Raw genomic sequence first — 21,898 nt, 5'->3', positions numbered from 1 at the left:
TTAAGATAAAAACCTGCTGTCATGAGACATGGAAAAAAATTTAACCACCTGAGCCGAAAGAAAGGACATAGAGTTGCTTTGCTGAGGAATTTGGCAGGTGCATTGATTCAACACAAAAGAATTACCACCACTCTTGCAAAAGCCAAGGCTTTGAGGGTTTACATTGAACCGATTATTACAAAATCCAAAACAAATTCTACACACAGCCGCCGAACTGTTTTTAGTTATTTGAACAACAAGGAGGTAGTTGCCGAATTATTTGGAAGTATTGCTGAAAAAGTGGCTGACAGGCCAGGAGGATATACCAGAGTGATCAGGACCGGGTTTCGGAAAGGAGACGGCGCTGAAATGGCATTGATCGAGTTGGTTGATTTCAATTCCACCATGGTTTCCGCTTCGGCTGCGAAAGCCCCTGAAGCAAAAACCGGTAAAAGGACCAGACGATCTTCTGTTAAAAAAGCGAAGACCGATGCCAATGATGCGAACGTTCCACAAGAAGTTGAAGCTTCAGTTGATGAAACTGCATCAGACAAGAGTGAGGAAAGCGCAAAGCAATAAAGAAATAGAAAAGCGGCAATTTGCCGCTTTTTTTTTGTTGATTGCCTAGTTATATTCAAATATTATATATATCTTTTGGTACATTTGCAACAAATTAAATAGATCCATTCAATGAATAACAAACCTTTGGGATCTGCCATCATGGTACTGCAGGATGGAACCGTATTGAAGGGTAGAGCTGCTGGTTTTCAAGGCAGCTGTACTGGAGAAATCTGCTTCAATACTGGCATGACAGGTTACCAAGAAATATTTACTGATCCCAGTTATTATGGTCAGATCATTGTAATGACCAATGTTCACATTGGAAATTATGGAATTAATTTTCAAGAATCTGAGTCGGCAAAGGTTCAAATTTCCGGATTGGTTTGCCGTAATTTTTCCGAACATTTAAGTAGAAATATGGCTGATGGCAGCCTGGAAGATTATTTGATTCAAAACAAAATTGTTTGCATCTATGACTTAGATACCCGAGCTCTGGTTAGGCATATCAGAACTTTTGGGTCCATGAATGCAATCATTTCCAGTGAAATTTTAGATCCGGTAAAATTGAAAATGAAGTTGGATGAGGTTCCTTCGATGGAAGGATTGGAGTTGGCATCTCTTGTTACCACCAACAAGATTTATGACATTGCAGGAATAGAATCCGCTACGCGACTGGCAGTGATTGATTTTGGAATAAAGTCGAGCATCTTAAAACAGTTAAGTTTGTATCATTTTTATCTAAGGGTTTTTCCAGCACAAACCTCATTTGCAGAAATAAATGAATGGAAACCAGATTCCTTCTTTTTGTCCAATGGACCTGGGGATCCTTCCTCAATGCAATATGCCATTCAAACAGCAACAGAAATTATTGCATCCGGAAAACCTACTTTTGGAATTTGTTTGGGACATCAGATACTTGGCTTGGCACATGGGGTAAAAACCGTCAAAATGTTTCACAGTCATCGGGGTTCTAATCATGCGGTGAAGAATCTACAAACAGGCCTTGGTGAAATTACTTCTCAAAACCATGGCTTTATGGTCGATTTGAAGGGTCTCCAAAAGTACAAAGATGAGTTAACGCTTACGCACATCAATTTGAACGATCAAAGTGTGGAGGGTTTCAAATTTAACCATTCTCCTGTATTTAGTGTTCAGTACCATCCGGAAGCTGGCCCTGGACCGCATGATTCAAGGTATCTGTTTTCAGATTTTTCAAAGTTGGTACAAAGAGAATTAGGGATAAGACAAATGGTATAATTGCGGGAAATGAGCAGGATAATTGATATAGTCGCAAGACAGATTTTTGATAGCAGGGGATTTCCCACTGTGGAAGCTGATGTTATTACTGAAGATGGATTTCTAGGACGTGCAGCAGTGCCTTCTGGAGCTTCTACAGGCACTCATGAGGCGATTGAAAAGAGAGACGGGAATCCTTCTTATTTTGGAAAAGGAGTGTCTACTGCATGCCGTATAATTGAAGAAGAGATTGCTGACACGATCATTGGGATTGAAGTGGCCGATCAAAGATTAATTGATGAAACGATGATCGAATTGGACAGTACTTCAAATAAAAGCAGACTGGGAGCAAATTCTATTCTTGCCGTATCCTTGGCCTGTGCCCGCGCTGCTGCAGAGGAGGCTCAACTTCCATTGTATCGGTATCTAGGGGGATCAAACGCTCATATTTTACCACTGCCCATGATGAATATCATCAACGGTGGCGCACACGCAGACAATCATCTGGATTTTCAGGAATTCATGATTATTCCGGCTGGTGCTGATACTTTTACCCATAGTTTGCAAATGGGTTCAGAAATTTTTCATACGCTTAAAAAATTACTGAAATCAATTTCTCATTCCACCAATGTAGGTGACGAAGGAGGATTTGCTCCATCATTAAAATCCAATCAAGAAGCTGTTGAGTTAATTCTTAAAGCAATAGAACAAGCCGGTTATAAACCAGGCTTGGATGTATTTATAGGAATTGACGCAGCGGTCACCGAAATGTACAATAAGGAAACCGGACTTTATGAATTTAATAAGTCTGGAGAAAAAAGCCTTAGCACCGATGAAATGGTAGCCTATTGGGAAAATTGGGTCAACAAATACCCTATCATTAGCATTGAGGATGGTCTGGCTGAAGATGATTGGGATGGTTGGATAAAATTGCATTCAGCTATTGGGAGAAAAATTCAATTGGTAGGGGATGATCTTTATGTGACCAATGTCAATAGGCTGAAGAAAGGAATCCAGCTGAAGGCTTCCAATTCTATTCTGATTAAAGTGAATCAAATAGGAACGCTGACTGAGACAATGGAAGCCGTGCGACTTGCTCAAAATTCTTCCTTTACGGCAGTTATTTCTCACCGCAGCGGTGAAACAGAAGATCATTTTATCTCAGACCTGGCTGTTGGAGTGAATGCGGGACAAATTAAAACAGGCTCTCTATCCAGATCAGACAGAATGGCTAAATACAATCAGTTGCTTCGCATTGAACAGGAACTCGAAGGCAGTTCCATTTTCTTTGGAAAAAGATTACTTGAAAAGTAAATTAAATGTATATTTGCTTCTAATTCCGTGAATTATGAGTAATGCGTCAACAATTTTCCAATTGCCTTTCAGGGTAACAAGTTATATTTACAAACGTAAAGCATTGATTACAATCATTTTATTTCTGATTTACATGGTGTTTTTTGATAAATTCAACATAGGGAATCAGATTAAAATCTATGGCAATCTTCAGGAGTTAAAGCAAAAAAGGAATGAATACAAAGCAATGATTTTGCAGGCAAAAGCTGATAAAATTGATTTAGAACAAAATTTTGAAAAATTTGCAAGAGAAAAATACTTTATGTCCCGAAAAGATGAAGAGGTATTTGTCATTGAAACCAAAACCAAAAAGAAAGAATAGGTAATGAGCGTACTAATTAACAAACACTCTAAAATTATTGTCCAGGGATTTACAGGAAAAGAAGGAAGTTTTCACGCGGAGCAAATGATTGCTTATGGGACTCCGGTTGTTGGTGGGGTCACTCCGGGAAAAGGAGGACAATTGCATCTGGGTTTGCCTGTGTTTAATACGGTTAATGATGCAGTCATAAAAACCAAAGCTGATACTTCCATTATATTCGTACCACCTGCTTATGCGGCAGATGCCATCATGGAAGCAGCAGACGCAGGAATTGCTGTGATTATTTGTATTACGGAAGGGGTACCGGTTCAAGATATGGTAAAAGTGAAGGAATATCTTAAAAATTATCCCTGTACCCTCATTGGACCCAATTGTCCCGGAGTCATTACACCAGATGAAGCCAAAGTGGGAATTATGCCAGGATTTATACATCGCAAAGGGCATGTAGGCATCGTATCGCGTTCCGGAACCTTGACCTATGAAGCGGTCGACCAGGTCACAAAAGTGGGTTTGGGTCAGTCCACTTGTATCGGTATTGGTGGAGATCCCATTCCTGGCACAACCACATTGGAGGCCGTTCAAATGCTAATGTCAGATTATGACACCCATGCTATTGTGATGATTGGGGAAATAGGCGGAAGTATGGAGACTGATGCAGCTCTTTGGATTAAGGATTTTGGAACCAAACCTGTGGTCGGCTTTATCGCTGGAAAAACCGCGCCAAAAGGGCGCAAAATGGGTCACGCTGGTGCCATAATAGGTGGGGCAGAAGATACGGCAGAAGCTAAAATCAAAGTCATGCAAGAATGCGGTATTCATGTAGTTGAATCTCCTTCGATGATTGGCGAGAAAGTTAGAGATCTATTGGTTAAATAAGTTCTCCAAAAAATTTCTTTTATAAATGCAGTACAACTCAAACATGGAAGATTACTTTTTATCCAATAAAAAATACATGTCAATTTCACCTTTGTTTTTAGCAGGCATTTTACCTCGATAAGATAAATTATATACCGGAGACAGGTGGCCGGCAGTTATCTCACTTACATTAATTTTTCCCGGCTCACTTGCTGTTTCCATTCTTGACGCGGTGTTGACAGTATCACCCCAAATGTCAAACGCAAATTTTTTAACTCCTACCACGCCCGCAACGACTGGTCCTGAATGAAGGCCCATTCGAATTCTAAATGTATAGGGATTTTTTTCTAATCTCTGTTGCATAAAACTTACCATTTCCAAAGCTGCTTTTGCAGCATTTTCCGCATGAAATTTAGATTCAACAGGAAGGCCGGCTACAGCCATATAAGCATCTCCAATGGTTTTAATTTTTTCGAGGCCGTATCTTGTGCATATAATATCAAACTGGCTGAAACATAAATGAAGTTCTTGCACCAATTCCTCTGGTGATAATTTTTCTGCTACTTTTGTAAAATCCACAAAATCACTAAAAAGTACTGTTACTTCATTGAATCGTTTAGCAGTAGTCTCTCCTTTCGTTTTTAATTCCTGTGCTATCTCAAATGGCAGAATATTGTGCAGCAAAGATTCTGACTTGTTTTTTTCAGATTCAATGGCAATTTTTGATTTTTTCTGATTAATGAAATTTCGATAAAATGAAAAGGATAATATGGCCAACAACCCCATACCACTATACAAAAAAAGTTTTTGATTCTTTTGAGTTTGAATTTCAACTTTCTGTACTTCTAATTCAGCTTTTTGTAGATCCACCAATGAGGCTTGAAGCTTTTTATCTTTTTCTGCGGTCAATAATTGTTCTTCTTTAATTTTGTTTTGGCTTTGAGCGAGTTCTAAGTCAGCCTGACTCTTTTGAATTTGAATTTTTTGGATTTCCCTTTCTTTTTTTGAAAGATCAATCGCATTTTGTTTTAGTTTGATTTCCTGTTTTTGCTTTTCAGAAATCAACAATTGTTCATTCAACTGAATCTTAGTAATCAATTGTTGCTGGCGCAGCGAATCTTCTGTTTTGCTAAATTCAAACAATAGGGTAGTCTTCGTTATTTCTCTTTGGATTTCAGCGTTATCAATCTTTTGTTTTGCATTTATATAGAGTTGATAGGTATAATAAGCGCTGTCAAAATTCTGTGTTGCCTTAAATATTTTACTTAGATTGTTCAGGATTGTACTTTCAATATTATAAAGCTGGTTGGTTTTAGATAGCTGTAATGCAATGTAGGCATTTGTCTTTGCCAAATCGTATTTTCCCAATCGGAGGTATGCCTCAGTCAATCCAGAATGCATTTCTGCCTTACCTTTATCATCCTTTAGTTTTTGGTACATTGCCAATCCCTCCTGATAAAATGACAATGCTTTGTCAAGCACTCCCATCAATAAATAGACATTGGCAATATTGCCCAAGTTGATCGCAATTACATTTGAGTCATTGGCCTGTCTGCTCAGTTCCAGCGATCTCATTTTATAAACCAATGCAATGTCATATTCTTCCAATTGAGTGTGGGCATTTCCCAGATTTGTAAGGATTCCAGAAAGGGCCTGATTGCTTTTTATTTGATCTGTTAAGGATAGTGCTTTTTCATAATACTCCTTTGCCTTTTGGTATTCACTTAATTCATTGTAAATATTTCCAATGTTGCCCAATGCATTGATCAAGGCTGGTTGGTTTCCCGTTTTTTCATTCAGAGATAAAGTTTTTAGAAAACACTCGAGTGATTTAGGATATTGAAAGGTGGCCTGATAAACCAATCCTAGATTATTGTAATTGTTTGCAACTCCTTGTTCATTGCCCATTTTTTGATTAATTGCCAGTGCTTTTTCATACTCACTTAGGGCAAATGCAAATTTTCTTAAATAATAGTAAGCGGTTCCTTTTGCACTAATTGCGTTGGTGAGTAATTTTCCATTCTGCAATTTCTCTGCAAGCAGAACCGCCTTGTCGAGATACAAAAAACTTTGTTCGGTTTGTTTTAGGAGCAAACCTCTCCCAATATCAATCAATAGTTTGCATCGAATGGAATCTTCATCTGAGTATTTGGACTCTCGCTCGATCAGTGAATCCAATAACTGATTCTGACTGTATATTTGGTGAATTGTGCAAATCCAGATAATCAGTATTCTCCACCACGCATTGTGCATCCAATCAATTTACTCTGCCACAAAAACCACATTGACACAAGGTGCCACCCTCAATTGGTTTGTGTTATTAGGAAAATCTGATTCACCAGAAATGACCTCTGATTCGTTGAAAGATAATATGTTTATATTTCCAATTTGAAGAGGGAAGGTAAAAGCTGTAGAGTCTCTTTTTTGTACTCTATAAAAGGTATTGGAAATAACGCTGATCCCCATTTTGTTAGTAATTCCGGCATTGAAGGAAGGTATATTTACAAATTCTGGCCGATGGATTTGATTCACGCGAATTTTTCTTTCATGAATTACGGTAGGGGTGGCAGATTCAAAATCCCATAAACGAACGGTGAATTCACCCTGAGATGGTAATTTCAATCCTATTTTTCTGATTTCTCCTTTCTTTAAAAAATTGAAAACAAATCCATACTCCCAGGTTTTATTGCCGGAAGAGCTTGTGTCGATGTTAATATTTGAAAAATTAAGGAAGTTAAAAAAAGGACTTTCCTCCAATCTTTGGTCATCCTTTTTGTCACAAGATGCCAAGGTAAAAAGAAAAATCAAACAGATGAATTGTAAAAGTTTTTGGAACATGCAGTCTCGACAAATTTGATATTTCATGGCATAAAGATATTATTAAAACTCAATTTACAAAATGAGCAAACCCTGTTTTTTCAAAGCAGAATTCAATACCCTAGATTTATTAATATATGCTGTAATATTGTAATATTTATTTTTACCTTTGACTGAATTTTAATGGGAAATATGAAAAAATCTATTGCTGTATTAAGTATATCTATTTGGTTATTAGAGATTTGTGATTTGAGTGCACAACTTTTTACGACCAAGAACGGGATGTCCATTCGGAAAACATTTTATGACTATAATACCCTGAGATCCCAAAACAGTTCAGCCATTAGAGATTTTCCTGATGGAATAGAACTTGCTTACTTAAGGACATTTTCTGACCGATTTGCTTTGTTTTTACCATTGGGATTGGGTTCATACAAAGATACTTTGTTGGATGGGGTGCAAAGTCCTTTTTTCTCTGTTGGGCTACAGGCTCAATATCATTTATACAAGAACTCTTGTTGGCTAAACCCATTTGCAATTGGTGGTGTACAGGCATTGTTTCCCCTATCCAGACCTTTTGCTCTTCAATTACCAATAGGTCTTGGTGTCAATGTTAAATTGCATCCTCAGGTGTTCTTACAAGCCCAGGCAGATTACAGACTTTCTCTGAAGGATTGGGAAAATCATTTGCAATATACTGGCGGTCTGGTTTATCTATTTGGAGCACGGAAGGCGGACAGCACGATTCTAAAACTCGATTCGGATGGTGATGGGATCATTGATGAATTAGATCTTTGTCCCAATGAAAAAGGCGTAGCTGCTCATATGGGATGTCCCGATACGGACAAGGATGGGATTCCTGACCACAAAGACAAGTGTCCAGAACAGGTAGGATTGGAAAAATTCATGGGTTGCCCAGATACAGATGGGGATGATGTCCCCGACAACGAGGATGAGTGTCCAAATTTGAAAGGGTTGATCGAGAATAAAGGATGCCCTGAACCAGATTCAGATAATGACGGTGTAGTGAATTCACTGGACAAATGCCCAGATGTTGCTGGTTTATTGCAATTTGACGGTTGCCCAGATTCTGATGGAGATGGCATTCCAGATCACAAAGATAAATGTCCGGATAAGGCTGGAAAAGCTGAGATGAATGGATGCCCGGAGACATTTAAGGATAGTGATGGAGATGGTATTGAAGATAAGATGGACGACTGCCCACTTGCAGCAGGGTCTAAAGAATTCAATGGCTGTCCGGACTCCGATGGGGATGGTATTCAAGATAAATTCGATTCTTGTCCCAATGTTGCAGGACCAAAATCCAACAAAGGTTGTCCATTGATTGAAAAGAAAGACCAAGATGTTCTCGATTTTGCGATGAGGGCTGTTCAGTTTGATTTAGGAAGAGCTACACTTAAGTCAGAGTCTTTTTCCATATTGGATAAAATAGCGGGGCTTCTTAAAAAATACCAGGATTATAAATTAGAAATTGGCGGCCACACCGATAATACGGGAAGTGCTGGATTTAATCTTGAACTATCTGAAAAAAGAGCTAAAGTGTGTTACGAATATTTGATTTCGAAAGGGATCAGTCAGGTTCGATTGAGTTATGCTGGTTATGGACAGACCAAACCAGTGGCAGATAATGCTACTGAGCAAGGCAGAAATCTAAATAGGCGGACTGAATTTGTGATGGTACCCAAATAAATTGCAATCTTCGGGTAGGATAAATGGGAGCGTCAATGCAGTATTCTTAGCTTGAATTCATCGAAAGCCGTATCTTTGCGTGCTAATTTAAAAATTATCATAGAGAATGGCTACAACATCTGACATAAGAAACGGAATGTGCATGGAATTTAACAATGACACTTTTGTTATCGTTGAATTTCAACACGTTAAGCCGGGAAAAGGAAATGCTTTTGTAAGGACAAGGTTGAAAAGTTTAACATCTGGAAAAGTCTTAGAAAATACCTTTGTTGCCGGGCACACGATTAATGAAGTAAGAGTGGAAAGGCGAAAAGTTCAGTTTTTGTACAAGGACGATATGGGTTACAATTTTATGAATTCTGAGACTTTTGAGCAGGAGGCCCTGGATGAAAAGATGATTGAAAATGGAGAATTTTTACAGGAAGGAATGGAAATTGAAGTGCTTTACCACGCTTCAAAAAACATTCCCTTGACGGCTGAACTTCCAGCCCATATCATTACCGAAGTGACATATACAGAGCCAGGAGTTAGAGGAAATACAGCAACCAATGCAATGAAAATGGCGACCATTGAAACTGGTTCTGAAATAAAAGTGCCACTTTTTATTGAACAAGGTGAAAAAATCAAAGTAGATACTCGGACCAGAGAATATGTCGAAAGAGTCAAATAAAACAAACCACCATATCATGAATTTTAAAGAAATACAGGAACTCATTCGGTTGGTTGGGAAATCTGAACTTTCTGAATTTAAGATGAAAGACGGAGAATTTGAACTGACCATCAAAACCCAAAAAGCTGGAAAAGCAATGGAAGCATTACCGGCAAGTCCTTATGTGCCGCCCTTGATTTCGCCTATCAGCATGCCAGCTCCCGCGATCGTTGAAAAACAAATTGTTGAGAGTCCAAAGGCGGGTTCATCGACAAACCCAGAAACCACTTCATCGAAAGCACAAATTGAAATTAAATCGCCTATGGTGGGTACATTTTACCGCTCTGGGTCTCCTGATAAACCGCCTTTTGTAAAGGTGGGAGACAAAGTGGAACCAGGAAACACTGTTTGTATTATTGAAGCAATGAAGTTATTCAATGAGATCGAAAGCGAGGTAAAAGGTACTATTGTCAAAGTTTGTGTGGAAGATGCTTCACCTGTAGAATACGATCAGGTTCTTTTTATTTTGGAACCTTAATTTTTTATCATCATCTCTTATTTATGTTTCAAAAAATCCTGATAGCCAATCGTGGAGAAATTGCCTTGCGAATCATTCGTACTTGCAAAGAAATGGGCATAAAGACAGTAGCCATTTATTCCACTGCAGACAGGGAAAGTCTTCATGTTCGATTTGCAGATGAAGCAGTATGTATAGGACCACCTGCATCTGCACAGTCCTATTTAAATATTCCCAAGATTATGGCAGCTGTAGAAATCACCAATGCAGATGCTGTGCATCCGGGATATGGATTTTTGGCTGAGAACGCTGAGTTTGCTGAGATTTGTACCCAATATGGAATTAAATTTATTGGACCTACTCCGGAGCAGATTCGAAAAATGGGTGATAAAATAACTGCAAAGGAGACGATGATAAGTTGCGGAGTCCCGGTAGTGCCAGGGTCTGACGGACTTCTAAAAGATGTAAAACAAGGAAAAAAAATTGCGAAGGAAATCGGGTACCCAGTAATCTTGAAAGCAACAGCAGGTGGTGGGGGCAAAGGAATGAGAATTGTCTCGAAGGAAGAAGATTTTGAAAATGCCTGGAATACTGCCCGCGCTGAAGCCAAAGCTGCATTTTCCAATGATGGAGTATACATGGAAAAATATGTTGAAGAACCACGACACATCGAATTTCAGATCGTTGGAGATCAATTTGGAAAAGTGGTTCACCTGTCGGAGAGAGATTGCTCGATTCAAAGGAGGCACCAGAAATTGGTTGAGGAAAGCCCGTCCCCTTTTATGACTACAGAATTGCGAGACAGAATGGGAGAGGCAGCTATTTTAGCAGGAAAAGCAATTAATTATGAAGGTGTAGGTACTGTTGAATTTCTGGTAGATAAATACCGAAATTTCTATTTTATGGAAATGAATACCAGAATTCAAGTTGAACATCCAGTAACCGAAGAGGTTATTGACCATGATCTTATCAAAGAGCAGATAAAAGTTGCCGCAGGGATTGCTATTTCCGGTAAAAACTATTATCCCAATTTACATGCCATTGAAGTGAGAATCAATGCGGAAGATCCCTACAATGATTTTCGACCAAGCCCCGGGAAAATAACTTCTTTGCATACCTCAAAAGGACATGGTGTTCGGGTGGATACCCATGTCTACTCTGGATATACTGTTTCTCCCCATTATGATTCCATGATTGCAAAGCTTATTTGTAAGGCGCAAACCAGGGAAGAATGCATCACCAAAATGGAAAGAGCCATTGATGAGTTTATTATTGAAGGAGTTAAAACAACTTTGCCATTCCATAAACAATTAATGAAGAATGAGGCATTCCGCAGAGGCGACTTTAATACCGGATTTTTGAATACTTTCAAACTTGAACCCTGATCCATTGTTCCTTCAGACAATTAATTGATTTGGATTGAAGGATTTCCTGATATATATTAGGCAGGTAAAACATTACAAAACACAGGTGATTCTGCATCTGATATGTTATATATTGACTGCGCTGTTTACAGTGGCCTCAATCCCTGCCATTATTCCGCTTTTCGAAATGTTGTTTACGCAAAACAATGCAGAACTAATTCCGCAAACGCATTCAACTGACCAGGGGCTTATTCAAAATTTGAAGTTTAAGTTTTTCAGTTGGTTGGCTACAAAAGAAAGACATGAGGGTGTTCTCTATGTTTGCGGATTGATAGCAATTGTATTCTTTTTCAAAAATTTATTCCGGTATTTGGCCATGTTTTTCATGGCCCCCGTCAGGGCTTCAATAGTCAAAGACACCCGAAGCAATCTGTTTAAAAAAATGGTGGAATTACCGGTTTCATATTTTTCTGATGAGAAAAAAGGAGACCTGATTTCTAGAATGACTGCTGATGTACATGACATTGAATGGACTTTGTTATCTACCTTTGAATCTTGGGTCAAAGATCCATTGATTATAATGGGCAGCCTTGCATTTATGTTATACACGAATGCGTGGTTGACAATCTTTGTATTGATTTTATTGGTTCTTACCGCTTTTGTCGTTGGTGGTATATCAAGGACATTGCGAAAAAAATCACTAAATGCACAGGAAGAGTTTTCGGATTTGATTTCATTGCAGGAAGAGAGTCTGGGAGGATTGCGAATCATTAAGCTGTTTGGGGCTGAAAGTTATATCACCGGGAGATTTGATAAAATATTACAAACCTATAGAAACTTATTGATTCAAATCCAAAGGAGAAGAGATCTCGCCGCGCCCACTTCAGAATTTTTGGGAATAGTCATTGTTTGTATTTTATTGGGAGTGGGTTCAATTTTTGTGTTTTCCGGAGCCATGCAATCTTCGGTGTTCTTGGCGTTTTTGTACGCATTTTTTAGTGTTATAGAACCATCCAAGGCCTTGTCTGCATCGTATTTTAATGTGCAGAAAGGCATGGCCGCTCTGAGCAGAATTCAGGAAATCATGAATCTAGATATTAAAATACGCGATGCAGATGATGCGATCGCCAAGACAAGTTTTGATTCAGAAATTGAATTCGACAATGTCAGTTTTTTTTATCCTGGCTCTGAGCATCCAGTTTTAGATCAGTTAAGTTTAAAAATCGGTAAAGGTGAAACGGTGGCTCTTGTTGGAAGCAGCGGAGCTGGAAAGTCAACAATGGTGGATTTATTGGCTAGGTTTCATGAAGTGAGTTCAGGCTCTATTAAAGTGGATGGAATAGACATCCGAAAAATAAAAATAAGGGATTTGAGGTCTATGATGGGAATGGTAACTCAAGATCCGATTTTGTTCAATGACACCATAGAGAACAATGTGGTTTTTGGACAAAGAGAATCCAACCAGGCAGAACTTAACAAAGCCCTCAAATTGTCCAATTCAGAAGAATTTGTTTTTGATCCATCGAAGGGACTTGATTTTGTCATTGGTGACAGAGGAGTCAAATTGAGCGGAGGCCAAAAGCAAAGACTGACGATTGCAAGGGCATTGCTGTTTAACCCAGAAATTCTGATTCTTGATGAGGCAACTTCTGCTTTGGATTCAGCATCGGAAAAACAAATACAAGAAGCATTGGATGAATTGTTGGTGGATCGCACTGCAATTGTGATCGCACATCGACTATCCACTGTTAAAAGAGCCAATAAAATTATAGTGTTAAAGGATGGTAAAATTATCGAACAAGGTACACATGAATCTTTGTTGGACAAAAAAGGAGAATATTATACCTTTGTATCCTTGCAATCATTAAAATAAATTTATGAACAGATTATTTCTTTTTGCCCTTTGCAGCATTTCAATGCAATTGAGTGCTCAGATCACTTTGACCAATCGTATTCTGCCAGCATTGGGAGATAGCTATATCTATCATTTGGATACTGTTTTTAATGATTTTACAGCGGTGGATGCACAAGGTCCCGACAAAATTTGGGATTTAAGTGGATTACAAAGGATGGGAACCAGAACTGATTTATGGGTAGATCCAAGTGCCAGCCGCAATTCCTCCTTATTCCCTAATGCAAATTTGGTATTTCGTACCCAGGGAGTTGAAAGATTTTATAGGGTTTCTGCGAATAGGATGGAAGAGTTGGGGTTTGGCAATGCTCAACCGATGGGTGGCCCCTTTGGAAATTTCCCCAATATTTATCCTTCACCCGTTCTTGTTTTTACCACTCCATCAGAATATCAGGATGGCCTGAATCACAAAACCGAAACTTCATTTACCATCCCTGCCAATTTTTTACCCGATACGATTCTATCTCAATTTCCCGGAGGAATTAGACCAGATTCTATCCGAATCAAAAATAAAGCAGATGTTTCAAAAGTGTTTGATTCTTGGGGACAAATCAAGCTGCCAGTAAAAACCTGGGATGTTTTAAGGGAAAAACGAACAACAGTAAACTCAGGTACTATTGAAGCCAAACTAGGTTTCTTAGGCTGGATAGATGTTACAGTTTTAGCAGGACCCGTATTGGGAGGGATCTCTTTGAGCAATACTTCCATCGATTATGTTTTTTATTCCAATGATTCCAAAGGATTTATTGCTTCTGTTTCTTCGGATACCGCAGGAAATATCAACTCAGTATTATTCAAACCAGATCAATCTCAGGTATCCACCCAAAATGCTGGCAAATCCAGATGGCTTGAACTAAAATCCAATCTTGTCCAGGAGGAGCTTACGTTAAAAAGTTATGATTTACCCGTTAGCGAATACTGGATTGAAGTATTAAATCCTTTGGGGCAAAGGGTTTTTAATAGAAAAATGACCTTGCAAGCAAATTTAGAAACAAGGCTTCAACTTGATTTTCAGGGGAAAGGACAATTTTTATTGGTTGTTCATTCCACTTCCTTGGGTCAAGCCATGTATTTTCCTTTTTACAAAATGTAATTCATTTTTCTGTTTCTACGCTTCTAATTATTGCGCCAATCAAATATAGTTTGGCTTTTATTGCCCGAATAACAGGCTAACCTAGGATTTGATTGTCTGGTACTCTTCTGGAATTTGTAGTTCATCTGAATCAAGGATTTTAATTTTTTTAATATTTCATTTGATATAGAATTTTTTAATATTATATATTTATAATTCTATTGAGATTTTTATATTTGCAAGACCATTTTCATGATATTCAGACATTTGGAATCTGAATTTGTAGAATTTCGATTGCCTATGCCTTGATATTATAGGCAGAATTTTATCTAATAACTTTGGAAGCGCTGGATTATTAGATTAAAATATATTACATCAAGATTAAATATGTTACTGTGAAGACGAATCTAAACCATCTCATTGCATCCTTATCCATTGCCCTGTTAATGAGCTATTTTAACCCGATTCTGGGACAAGACCTCCATCATTCTCAATTTTATACTGCTCCCATCCAACTTAATCCGGCATTGACAGGCATGTTTAATGGAGATTTAAGGGCTTCTGCCAATTATAGGAATCAATGGTTCGTTGATGAGTTGGTAGAATACCTCACTTTTTCCGGGATGGCAGACATGCGATTTTATCCCAAGAAATGGACCAGCAAAGGTATTTGGAGTGCCGGATTCATGATCAATTATGATCGGGCTGGTGACTCCAGATTGAGTTTGGGACATTTGGGATTAAGTGTATCCTATGCCTATCCCATCTCGACGAACCATATTGTTTCAGTTGGGGCTTTGGTTGGAGCTGCGCATCGTAGATTTGAACAAGACAAATTAACATGGAATGAGCAATGGGTTCCTGGTGTAGGTCATGATCCTGGGTTAAGTTCCGGTGAAAATTTTAACAATACCTCCAGGGCTTTTTTGGATTTATCAGCTGGTGTCAATTATCGATGGCAAAGATCCAATCGAACAAAGTTTGATCTTGGACTTGGGCTTTTTCATCTAAATACACCCGAACAAAAGTTTTTTGATCAAACGGCCAATGCAAATTTGCCCATACGAATGAGTGTATCATTATTGCCTTCCATCCAACTCGCACAGCGAGTTGATTTATTGTTGCACGGACTTTATCAAAATCAGGGGCCACACCAGGAAACTGTTTTAGGAGGTTATGGAAAGTTTTATTTACGCACCCAAAGAGGATCATCTTTTGCCTTGTTGCTTGGAGCTGCAACCAGAATTGGTGATGCAATTGCTGCAAAAATTGCCGCTGAAATTAATAACTGGTATGTGGGATTTAGTTATGATGTAAATACATCACCATTTAAGGTGGCCACCCGACGCAGAGGAGGTCCTGAATTTTCAGTTCAATATATTTTTGTTAAGGCCAGGCCGCTCTCTCAATTAAAAGCATGCCCAATTTTCTAACCATTCATCCTGACAAAACCATGCAAAAATATATTTTCTTTTTGTTCTTATTATTTATACCCCTCTATTCCGGATGGAGTCAAACTGCGAGTAAAAAATCACTTCTTGAAGTCGGTGATAAGTCCTTTGCATCAAAGAATTATTATGATGCATTGATAAAATATCAGCAAGTACTTGAGTTTGAACCTAACAATGTTGAATATTTATTTAAAGCTTCAGAAGCTGCAAGGTTGCATGGCGCCTATCAACTTGCTGGATTGTATTTAGATTCTTTATGGAAACATGAAAATGGAAATCAATATACTAAAACAGGATTTTACCGTGGCCAAATTGCGCAGAGTCGTTGTGATTTTAATTCAGCAATTTCAGCTTATAAAATATTTATTTCTGAAACGGGAGATTCTGAGCCCTATTTGAAAGCTTTAGCAGAGAAGGAAATTAGTGCTTGTGAATGGGCAATGGAACAAATCGATCAGCCAGTAAAGAATGTAACTGTTGAGAACCTGGGACCAAATATAAATTCTGATAATTCTGAATTTGCACCTGCACCAAAAAATGGCAAGTTGATCTACTCTTCCAACCGTTTTGATAATAAGAGCAACAAGTTTATTCCAAGACGAACCATCAGTGGTGTATTGTCAATGGACAAAGACAGTACTGTTAGCGTTTTAAAAGATTTCAATGAGCAGTTTCCTGGTTTAAATGTTGCCCATATTTGTTTTAATCCAACATCCAATAGAATTATTTTTACAGTGTGCGAAGATCTGAATGATCACGACAAGCGCTGTGATTTGTATATGGCGATGGTCGAAGATGATGGCAGTTGGATAAAATCTGAAAAACTTCCGGAACAAGTAAACTTCCCCAATAGCAGTACTACTCAACCCAACTGGGTGAAGGATCAAATGACTGGGTTGGACAGATTGTATTTTGTGTCAGATCGCCCCGGCGGGAAAGGCGGATATGATATCTGGTATTTGACGATCGACAAGGATTTGAAATTTTCAGAACCTGTTAATTTGTCTGCACTCAATACACCGCAAGATGAAATGACACCATATTATCATCATGCAAACCAAACCTTTTATTTTAGTTCAAAAGGTTATCTCGGAATGGGAGGATTTGATATTTATTCTTCAGTTGTAGGAAGGAATTTGGAATTTGGTAAGCCTAATAATATGGGGACTCCTTTCAACTCTTGTCTGGATGATCTTTATTTTGTTCGTGATCAGGATCCAAAAATTGCTTATCTCTCTTCCAATCGCACAGGCTCTATTTTTCTGGATGACTTGACCCAAGCATGCTGTCTCGATTTGTACAAAGTCTTCATGCCGCCTTGTGATGTAAAACTAAGGGCTTGGGTGTATGATGCATTAACCAAACAGGATCTCAATGGGGCCACTCTTAAATTGTATGATTTAAAAAATCCTGAATCAGAGCCTATTGTTATAACAAAAGAGAATTCCAATTTATATGAGTTTGATATATTATGTGACAAAGAATACAGAATAGAAGCAAGTAAAACTGGGTACAATACCGAAAATGTACAATTTATGTCTGGTAAACCAGGTGAATTTGAGGAAATTGTAAAAAGAATTTATCTCACGCCTGCAAACGTGAGTTTGGACGTTTTGACCTTTGACAAACAATCACAGTTGGATCTTAATGGTACAAAGGTAAGCTTGATTGACTTAAGCGATACCACCATTGCTCCCATTACAATCCTAAACCCGAATACCAATCTCAGTCAGTTTAAGCTCGAGCCTTGTCACAAATATAAAATCCTTGCAGAGAAAGAAGGCTACGCTCCTGCAAGCTTAGAATTTACCGTTGATTGTTTGGACCGTGGAAAATTAACCCAAAAACTTTTCCTGGACAGAATTCTTTACAGCTTCCTTCCTCTGGCTTTGTATTTTGACAACGATCATCCCAACCCAAGAACAATGGATACAATTACCAAATTGGGTTATTACACAACCTATCATCGATATTATCTAAGGAAATCGTATTTTGCTGAAAGGTATTCTGGAATTTCATCAGGTATAGATAGGGAAGATGCCCAAAAGGACATGAATGGTTTTTTTGAAGACAGCGTGAAAGGTGGTAAAGAAAAGTTGGACGCATTCATTAAAATTTTGGAAAAAGAATTGGCGGAGGGTAAAAAATATGTGATCTATTTTAAAGGTTACGCCAGCCCACTTGCATCCAATCATTACAATTATCACCTTAGCCAAAGAAGAATTGAAAGTGTTAAAAATGAATTTTACCGCTATAAGAATGGAATTTTCAAAAAGTATTTGGACAATGGAAAATTGGTCATTTCAGAAAAGCCATTTGGCGAAGACAAAGCACCCACTGGGATCAGCGACAATTCAAAAGATCCAAAGTCAATATACGGGATAAAAGCAAGCAAGGAACGCAGAGTGGAAATAGTTGATATAGACGAGTAGTCTTAAAATTGAAATGGTTATGAAAATGAAAGCACTTTACTATATAGCTTCTCCGATGATAAAGAGGGTTGGATTGTCTTTTTTATTTGCGATGTGTATATTGCTACCTTACGCAGATGCCACCCATATTGTTGGAGGTCAATTGACCTATAGAGCAGTGGGAAATGGTTATTACGACATTCGTTTGGTGATTCGAAGAGATTGCGAAAAAGGAATAGAACCCTTCGATCCCAGAGCGGTGATTGGTGTATTTTACAGCGATAATCAGAAAGCCTACGACGTAGGTTTGGATGGAGTTTTTCAAATTGAATTTAACGGCGATGACACCATCCGTGATATTCCAACTGAAATTTGTATTCCTGGATCAAAAGGTGTTTGTGTGCATGAGGCAGTTTATCAACGGAGAATATTTTTACCTGAAAGGGAAAAGGATTTTATATTGGTGTACCAAAGATGTTGCCGTAACGAGACGCTTTCAAATATTGTAAATCCGTTGGAGACTGGGACAACTTATGTTGTTAGAATTCCTGGCTCACGGACCGAATGGAACATTTCTTCTCCTCAGTTTGGAGCATTTCCTCCAATTTATACTTGTGTCAATGAACCATTCCTGTTTGATCATTCGGCAACAGATCCCGAAGGAGATTCGCTGGCTTATTTTTTTATTAAACCCAATCTTGGGAAAACGATATTAAATCCAGCTGACAGACCTGATCCACCTCCTTATGACAGTGTGGTTTTTAATGCCAACTACTCTGTTTTGGATTTTACCAATGCAGGTGTTGGCAATTCACCACTTAAGATTGATCCTTTGACCGGAATAATAACTGGAACTCCAATTTTTGTTGGACAATTCCTCATCGGCGTTGCAGTTCACAAGTATCGCAATGGAAAATTGGTTAGAATTGTTACAAGGGACTTTCAACTCAATGTTGTGATGTGCGGCCAACAGCCTACAGCTGATTTTTCAGTTGAATCCGAATTGTGCGATGGATTGGATCAAAGATTTACCAACAAGAGTGTCGATGCAATGAGCTATGATTGGTATTTTGATTTTCAAAACAACAGGAACCTTAGATCTTCAGCAAAGGACCCATCTTTTACATTTCCTGCCGCAGGTACATATGAAGTTGTCCTGGTTGCAATTAATGGTTCTTGTACAGATACCATCAGAAAATTATTGACAGTCATTGATCCGGGGTTAAAACCTGATTTTCGAATGGAGTTAGACTGTGACCCTGATTTAACCATCCGGGTATTTGACCAATCCATGTCTAATTTTACAATTGTAGATTACAGATGGTTGCTTGTGGCAGGTACAGATTCTTTAATTGGGACCGAAAAAAATGTAATCTTTAATCCAAATTTGGATGGCAGAATGACCATTCACCTCACTATAACAGATAGCAATGGATGTACAGCCAGGATTAGTAAAGACACTGTTTTTTTTAGGATTCGAACAGATTTAATTGGCGATTCCATTGAAATTTGTATTGGGCAATCCATTCGAATTGTCCGCAATCCGGATACGAGTTATCAATATACCTGGACGCCGACAAAATGGTTGGATTTGACCAATCCACACAATCCCGTAGCCAGACCAGATAGTTCCATCACTTATTTTGTGTCAATTTCAGATGGCATTTGTGACAAGATAGATAGTATTTACATTAGGGTTAAAGACACCATCTCATTTAAAGTAACAGGTGACACTACAACCTGTGATGGCAAGATTTCGCTGATGGCAATGTCTGATTCTACAGATATTTTCCTTTGGTCTTCCTTTCCTGATTTTCGCGATACAATTGGTACCGGCGCAATGTTTATGATCAATATCAACGGTGACAGGACGATTTATGTAAAAGCGGGTAGAAATGAAGATTGTCCAAGTAGAAAATCCATCCGGTTATTGGATCATTCGGTCAAGTTACAGTTTGGTAAAGAACATACCATTTGTGTAGGAGATACTTTGAAGATAAAATTAAATTCCCTTGATCCGACAGATTCCTTAAAAGTTAACTGGATTCCGGATAGTTTAATTGTAGAAGGACAGGGAACCGGAGAAATTTGTGTTTTGGTATCATCTGCAGGAAAGTTTGTATTAAAATTCAGCGCCACGAACCAACATGCTTGTCAATACGAGGATTCAATTATTATTCAGGCGGTAGATCCTCCTGTTGTTGATTTTGAATTGATGTCAGAGTGCGGATCCCTTAAAGTGAAGGTAAGTACAAGATCAAAAGGCAAGATTAAATGGGATTTCGGTGATGGAGTAGGAATGTCCACAGACCCAATGGTAGAATATACCTATCAAAAAAACGGCAGGTACAAAATTTGTTTGACGATAGATTCTGTTTGTAGTAGAACCCTTTGTAAAGAGGTTGCCGTCTTTTTTATAAAACCCTTGAGCTCTCCAATTACCATCTGTCATGGACAATGTACGTATTTAAACCCCAATGGAGATTCTACTTTAATATACATGTGGTCTCCCGGAGAATTGTTGGAAGACTCTATGCATTACAATCCATACGTTTGTTGTGATCTAGCGACAAGATTTACTGTTAAAATTCAACACCCAGATTTTCTGGATTGTCCGTATTTTGACACCGTCGATGTAATGCTTTTTCCAAGAAAATGGGATTCCATTGTATTTCCTAAGGATACCTTTTTGTGCGAACCGGATTCTTTAATGCTTAGCGTTATTGATACGATTGATTACATTGATTCAGTGTATTGGTGTGATTCAAGAGGGAGCAGAATTGGCTCCGGCAAAAAAATTACTGTAAAAATTGATTCAACTGATTACTTTATTATAAAGTTGATTGACAAATATGGATGCTCCTACATTGATTCAGTGTATGTTACACTTTATGACTTTAAAGGAATGATCATTGGCCCCAATCAAATGTGTTCTTTTGATACCATCATGTTGCAATTGGATACCATTTTACCTGATGGCCACATATATCATTGGACGCCTTCGGATGGGATCATTGGACCAGATGATGGACCCAAAATTACGGTTTCGCCAAATAGTGATATTACCTATACCCTGACCATCGACAATGGTAAAGGATGTGTGTGGGAGTTAAGTCATTCGATTGAAGTCAGCCAGGTAGGTAGGCAAATTTTTGCCAATGCAGATCCTGCAATGATCGTTCCTGGTTACAAAACTCAATTGACCACAGTAGAAGATAGCAGGTACACTTACAACTGGGATCCGAAAGATGGATCATTGACTGCAACGGACATTTTTAATCCCATGGCCATGCCTATGGTAACCACAACTTATACCGTAACGGTTACAGATGAGCTTGGATGCGTTTCTACAGCATCTGTGACAGTAATGGTTAAATCTTGTGAGGAAGCAGTGTTTTTACCCAATGCATTTAGTCCTAACAACGATGGCAAGAACGACTTTTTTTATCCAAGGAGTGACTTTCTGACCAAAGTTAAATTGGAAATATACTCTCGATGGGGTGAGAAAGTATTTGAGACTGACAAGGCAGAACCTGGCTGGGATGGAACTTTTAAAGGAGACCAGCTACCACCGGATGTCTATGGTTATTTCCTGAGGTTTTACTGTTTTGAAGATAAGGAATTCACCCGTAAGGGAAATGTGAATTTGATCAAATAAAATCTTCATTGCAAACTCCAAATGAACTTGG

General features: G+C 38.4%; 16 protein-coding genes. 14 read left to right on the top strand and 2 right to left on the bottom strand.

Annotated elements, in window-relative coordinates:
* Positions 1-21 precede the first annotated feature (21 nt).
* The 5 genes from rplQ to sucD all read left to right on the top strand — a co-directional run bounded on the left by rplQ (position 22) and on the right by sucD (position 4,327).
* Positions 22-558 carry a 50S ribosomal protein L17 gene (rplQ, locus tag IPM48_13040; protein MBK9272510.1) on the top strand — a complete coding sequence of 179 codons (537 nt, stop codon included), beginning with the start codon at positions 22-24 and terminating at the stop codon, positions 556-558.
* A 111-nt stretch (positions 559-669) separates the two neighbouring features.
* On the top strand, positions 670-1,797 hold the full coding sequence (gene carA / locus IPM48_13035; protein MBK9272509.1) for a glutamine-hydrolyzing carbamoyl-phosphate synthase small subunit: 1,128 nt from the start codon (positions 670-672) through the stop codon (positions 1,795-1,797).
* Between the two features lie 9 nt (positions 1,798-1,806).
* On the top strand, positions 1,807-3,090 hold the full coding sequence (gene eno / locus IPM48_13030) for a phosphopyruvate hydratase (protein ID MBK9272508.1): 1,284 nt from the start codon (positions 1,807-1,809) through the stop codon (positions 3,088-3,090).
* 34 nt (positions 3,091-3,124) lie between these two features.
* The gene (locus tag IPM48_13025) at positions 3,125-3,451 is read left to right on the top strand and encodes a hypothetical protein (protein ID MBK9272507.1); all 327 of its coding nucleotides are present in this window, start codon (positions 3,125-3,127) and stop codon (positions 3,449-3,451) included.
* Between the two features lie 3 nt (positions 3,452-3,454).
* Positions 3,455-4,327 (top strand): succinate--CoA ligase subunit alpha, encoded by an 873-nt coding sequence (gene sucD / locus IPM48_13020; protein MBK9272506.1) that lies wholly within the window; start codon positions 3,455-3,457, stop codon positions 4,325-4,327.
* A gap of 51 nt (positions 4,328-4,378) precedes the next feature.
* Here sucD and IPM48_13015 read toward each other — a convergent pair whose 3' ends face one another.
* Positions 4,379-6,559 (bottom strand): tetratricopeptide repeat protein, encoded by a 2,181-nt coding sequence (locus IPM48_13015; GenBank protein ID MBK9272505.1) that lies wholly within the window; start codon positions 6,557-6,559, stop codon positions 4,379-4,381.
* A gap of 9 nt (positions 6,560-6,568) precedes the next feature.
* A complete protein-coding gene (locus IPM48_13010) occupies positions 6,569-7,114 on the bottom strand; it encodes a hypothetical protein (GenBank protein ID MBK9272504.1) in 546 nt (181 codons plus the stop codon).
* 201 nt (positions 7,115-7,315) lie between these two features.
* Between IPM48_13010 and IPM48_13005 the strand changes: the two genes are divergently transcribed.
* From IPM48_13005 to IPM48_12965, 9 genes are all read left to right on the top strand, one after another.
* On the top strand, positions 7,316-8,833 hold the full coding sequence (locus IPM48_13005) for an OmpA family protein (protein ID MBK9272503.1): 1,518 nt from the start codon (positions 7,316-7,318) through the stop codon (positions 8,831-8,833).
* Between the two features lie 106 nt (positions 8,834-8,939).
* Positions 8,940-9,503, top strand: coding sequence for an elongation factor P (efp, locus tag IPM48_13000; GenBank protein MBK9272502.1), 564 nt, complete (start codon positions 8,940-8,942; stop codon positions 9,501-9,503).
* A 16-nt stretch (positions 9,504-9,519) separates the two neighbouring features.
* The gene (gene accB / locus IPM48_12995; protein MBK9272501.1) at positions 9,520-10,020 is read left to right on the top strand and encodes an acetyl-CoA carboxylase biotin carboxyl carrier protein; all 501 of its coding nucleotides are present in this window, start codon (positions 9,520-9,522) and stop codon (positions 10,018-10,020) included.
* Between the two features lie 23 nt (positions 10,021-10,043).
* Positions 10,044-11,384, top strand: a complete 1,341-nt coding sequence (gene accC, locus IPM48_12990) for an acetyl-CoA carboxylase biotin carboxylase subunit (GenBank protein ID MBK9272500.1) — start codon at positions 10,044-10,046, stop codon at positions 11,382-11,384.
* Between the two features lie 34 nt (positions 11,385-11,418).
* Positions 11,419-13,236, top strand: coding sequence for an ABC transporter ATP-binding protein (locus IPM48_12985; GenBank protein MBK9272499.1), 1,818 nt, complete (start codon positions 11,419-11,421; stop codon positions 13,234-13,236).
* Positions 13,237-13,240: 4 nt separating this feature from the next.
* On the top strand, positions 13,241-14,368 hold the full coding sequence (locus IPM48_12980; protein MBK9272498.1) for a hypothetical protein: 1,128 nt from the start codon (positions 13,241-13,243) through the stop codon (positions 14,366-14,368).
* A 374-nt stretch (positions 14,369-14,742) separates the two neighbouring features.
* On the top strand, positions 14,743-15,780 hold the full coding sequence (locus IPM48_12975) for a PorP/SprF family type IX secretion system membrane protein (protein ID MBK9272497.1): 1,038 nt from the start codon (positions 14,743-14,745) through the stop codon (positions 15,778-15,780).
* Positions 15,765-18,230: a PD40 domain-containing protein gene (locus IPM48_12970; GenBank protein ID MBK9272496.1), complete on the top strand. Its 2,466-nt coding sequence runs from the start codon at positions 15,765-15,767 to the stop codon at positions 18,228-18,230. Before IPM48_12975 ends, IPM48_12970 begins: the two co-directional genes overlap by 16 nt.
* A gap of 19 nt (positions 18,231-18,249) precedes the next feature.
* Positions 18,250-21,867: a gliding motility-associated C-terminal domain-containing protein gene (locus IPM48_12965; protein ID MBK9272495.1), complete on the top strand. Its 3,618-nt coding sequence runs from the start codon at positions 18,250-18,252 to the stop codon at positions 21,865-21,867.
* Positions 21,868-21,898 lie beyond the last annotated feature (31 nt).

This window comes from Saprospiraceae bacterium, assembly GCA_016715965.1.
Lineage (GTDB): Bacteria > Bacteroidota > Bacteroidia > Chitinophagales > Saprospiraceae > Vicinibacter.
This window is presented reverse-complemented; position numbering and strand designations above follow the sequence as displayed.

Excerpts from the sequence above, each read along its gene's own strand:
- rplQ (MBK9272510.1), top strand. The coding sequence starts at position 22 with ATGAGACATGGAAAAAAATTTAACCACCTGAGCCGAAAGAAAGGACAT.
- carA (MBK9272509.1), top strand. The coding sequence starts at position 670 with ATGAATAACAAACCTTTGGGATCTGCCATCATGGTACTGCAGGATGGA.
- eno (MBK9272508.1), top strand. The coding sequence starts at position 1,807 with ATGAGCAGGATAATTGATATAGTCGCAAGACAGATTTTTGATAGCAGG.
- IPM48_13025 (MBK9272507.1), top strand. The coding sequence starts at position 3,125 with ATGAGTAATGCGTCAACAATTTTCCAATTGCCTTTCAGGGTAACAAGT.
- sucD (MBK9272506.1), top strand. The coding sequence starts at position 3,455 with ATGAGCGTACTAATTAACAAACACTCTAAAATTATTGTCCAGGGATTT.
- IPM48_13015 (MBK9272505.1), bottom strand. The coding sequence starts at position 6,559 with ATGCACAATGCGTGGTGGAGAATACTGATTATCTGGATTTGCACAATT.
- IPM48_13005 (MBK9272503.1), top strand. The coding sequence starts at position 7,316 with ATGAAAAAATCTATTGCTGTATTAAGTATATCTATTTGGTTATTAGAG.
- efp (MBK9272502.1), top strand. The coding sequence starts at position 8,940 with ATGGCTACAACATCTGACATAAGAAACGGAATGTGCATGGAATTTAAC.
- accB (MBK9272501.1), top strand. The coding sequence starts at position 9,520 with ATGAATTTTAAAGAAATACAGGAACTCATTCGGTTGGTTGGGAAATCT.
- accC (MBK9272500.1), top strand. The coding sequence starts at position 10,044 with ATGTTTCAAAAAATCCTGATAGCCAATCGTGGAGAAATTGCCTTGCGA.
- IPM48_12980 (MBK9272498.1), top strand. The coding sequence starts at position 13,241 with ATGAACAGATTATTTCTTTTTGCCCTTTGCAGCATTTCAATGCAATTG.
- IPM48_12970 (MBK9272496.1), top strand. The coding sequence starts at position 15,765 with ATGCCCAATTTTCTAACCATTCATCCTGACAAAACCATGCAAAAATAT.
- IPM48_12965 (MBK9272495.1), top strand. The coding sequence starts at position 18,250 with ATGAAAATGAAAGCACTTTACTATATAGCTTCTCCGATGATAAAGAGG.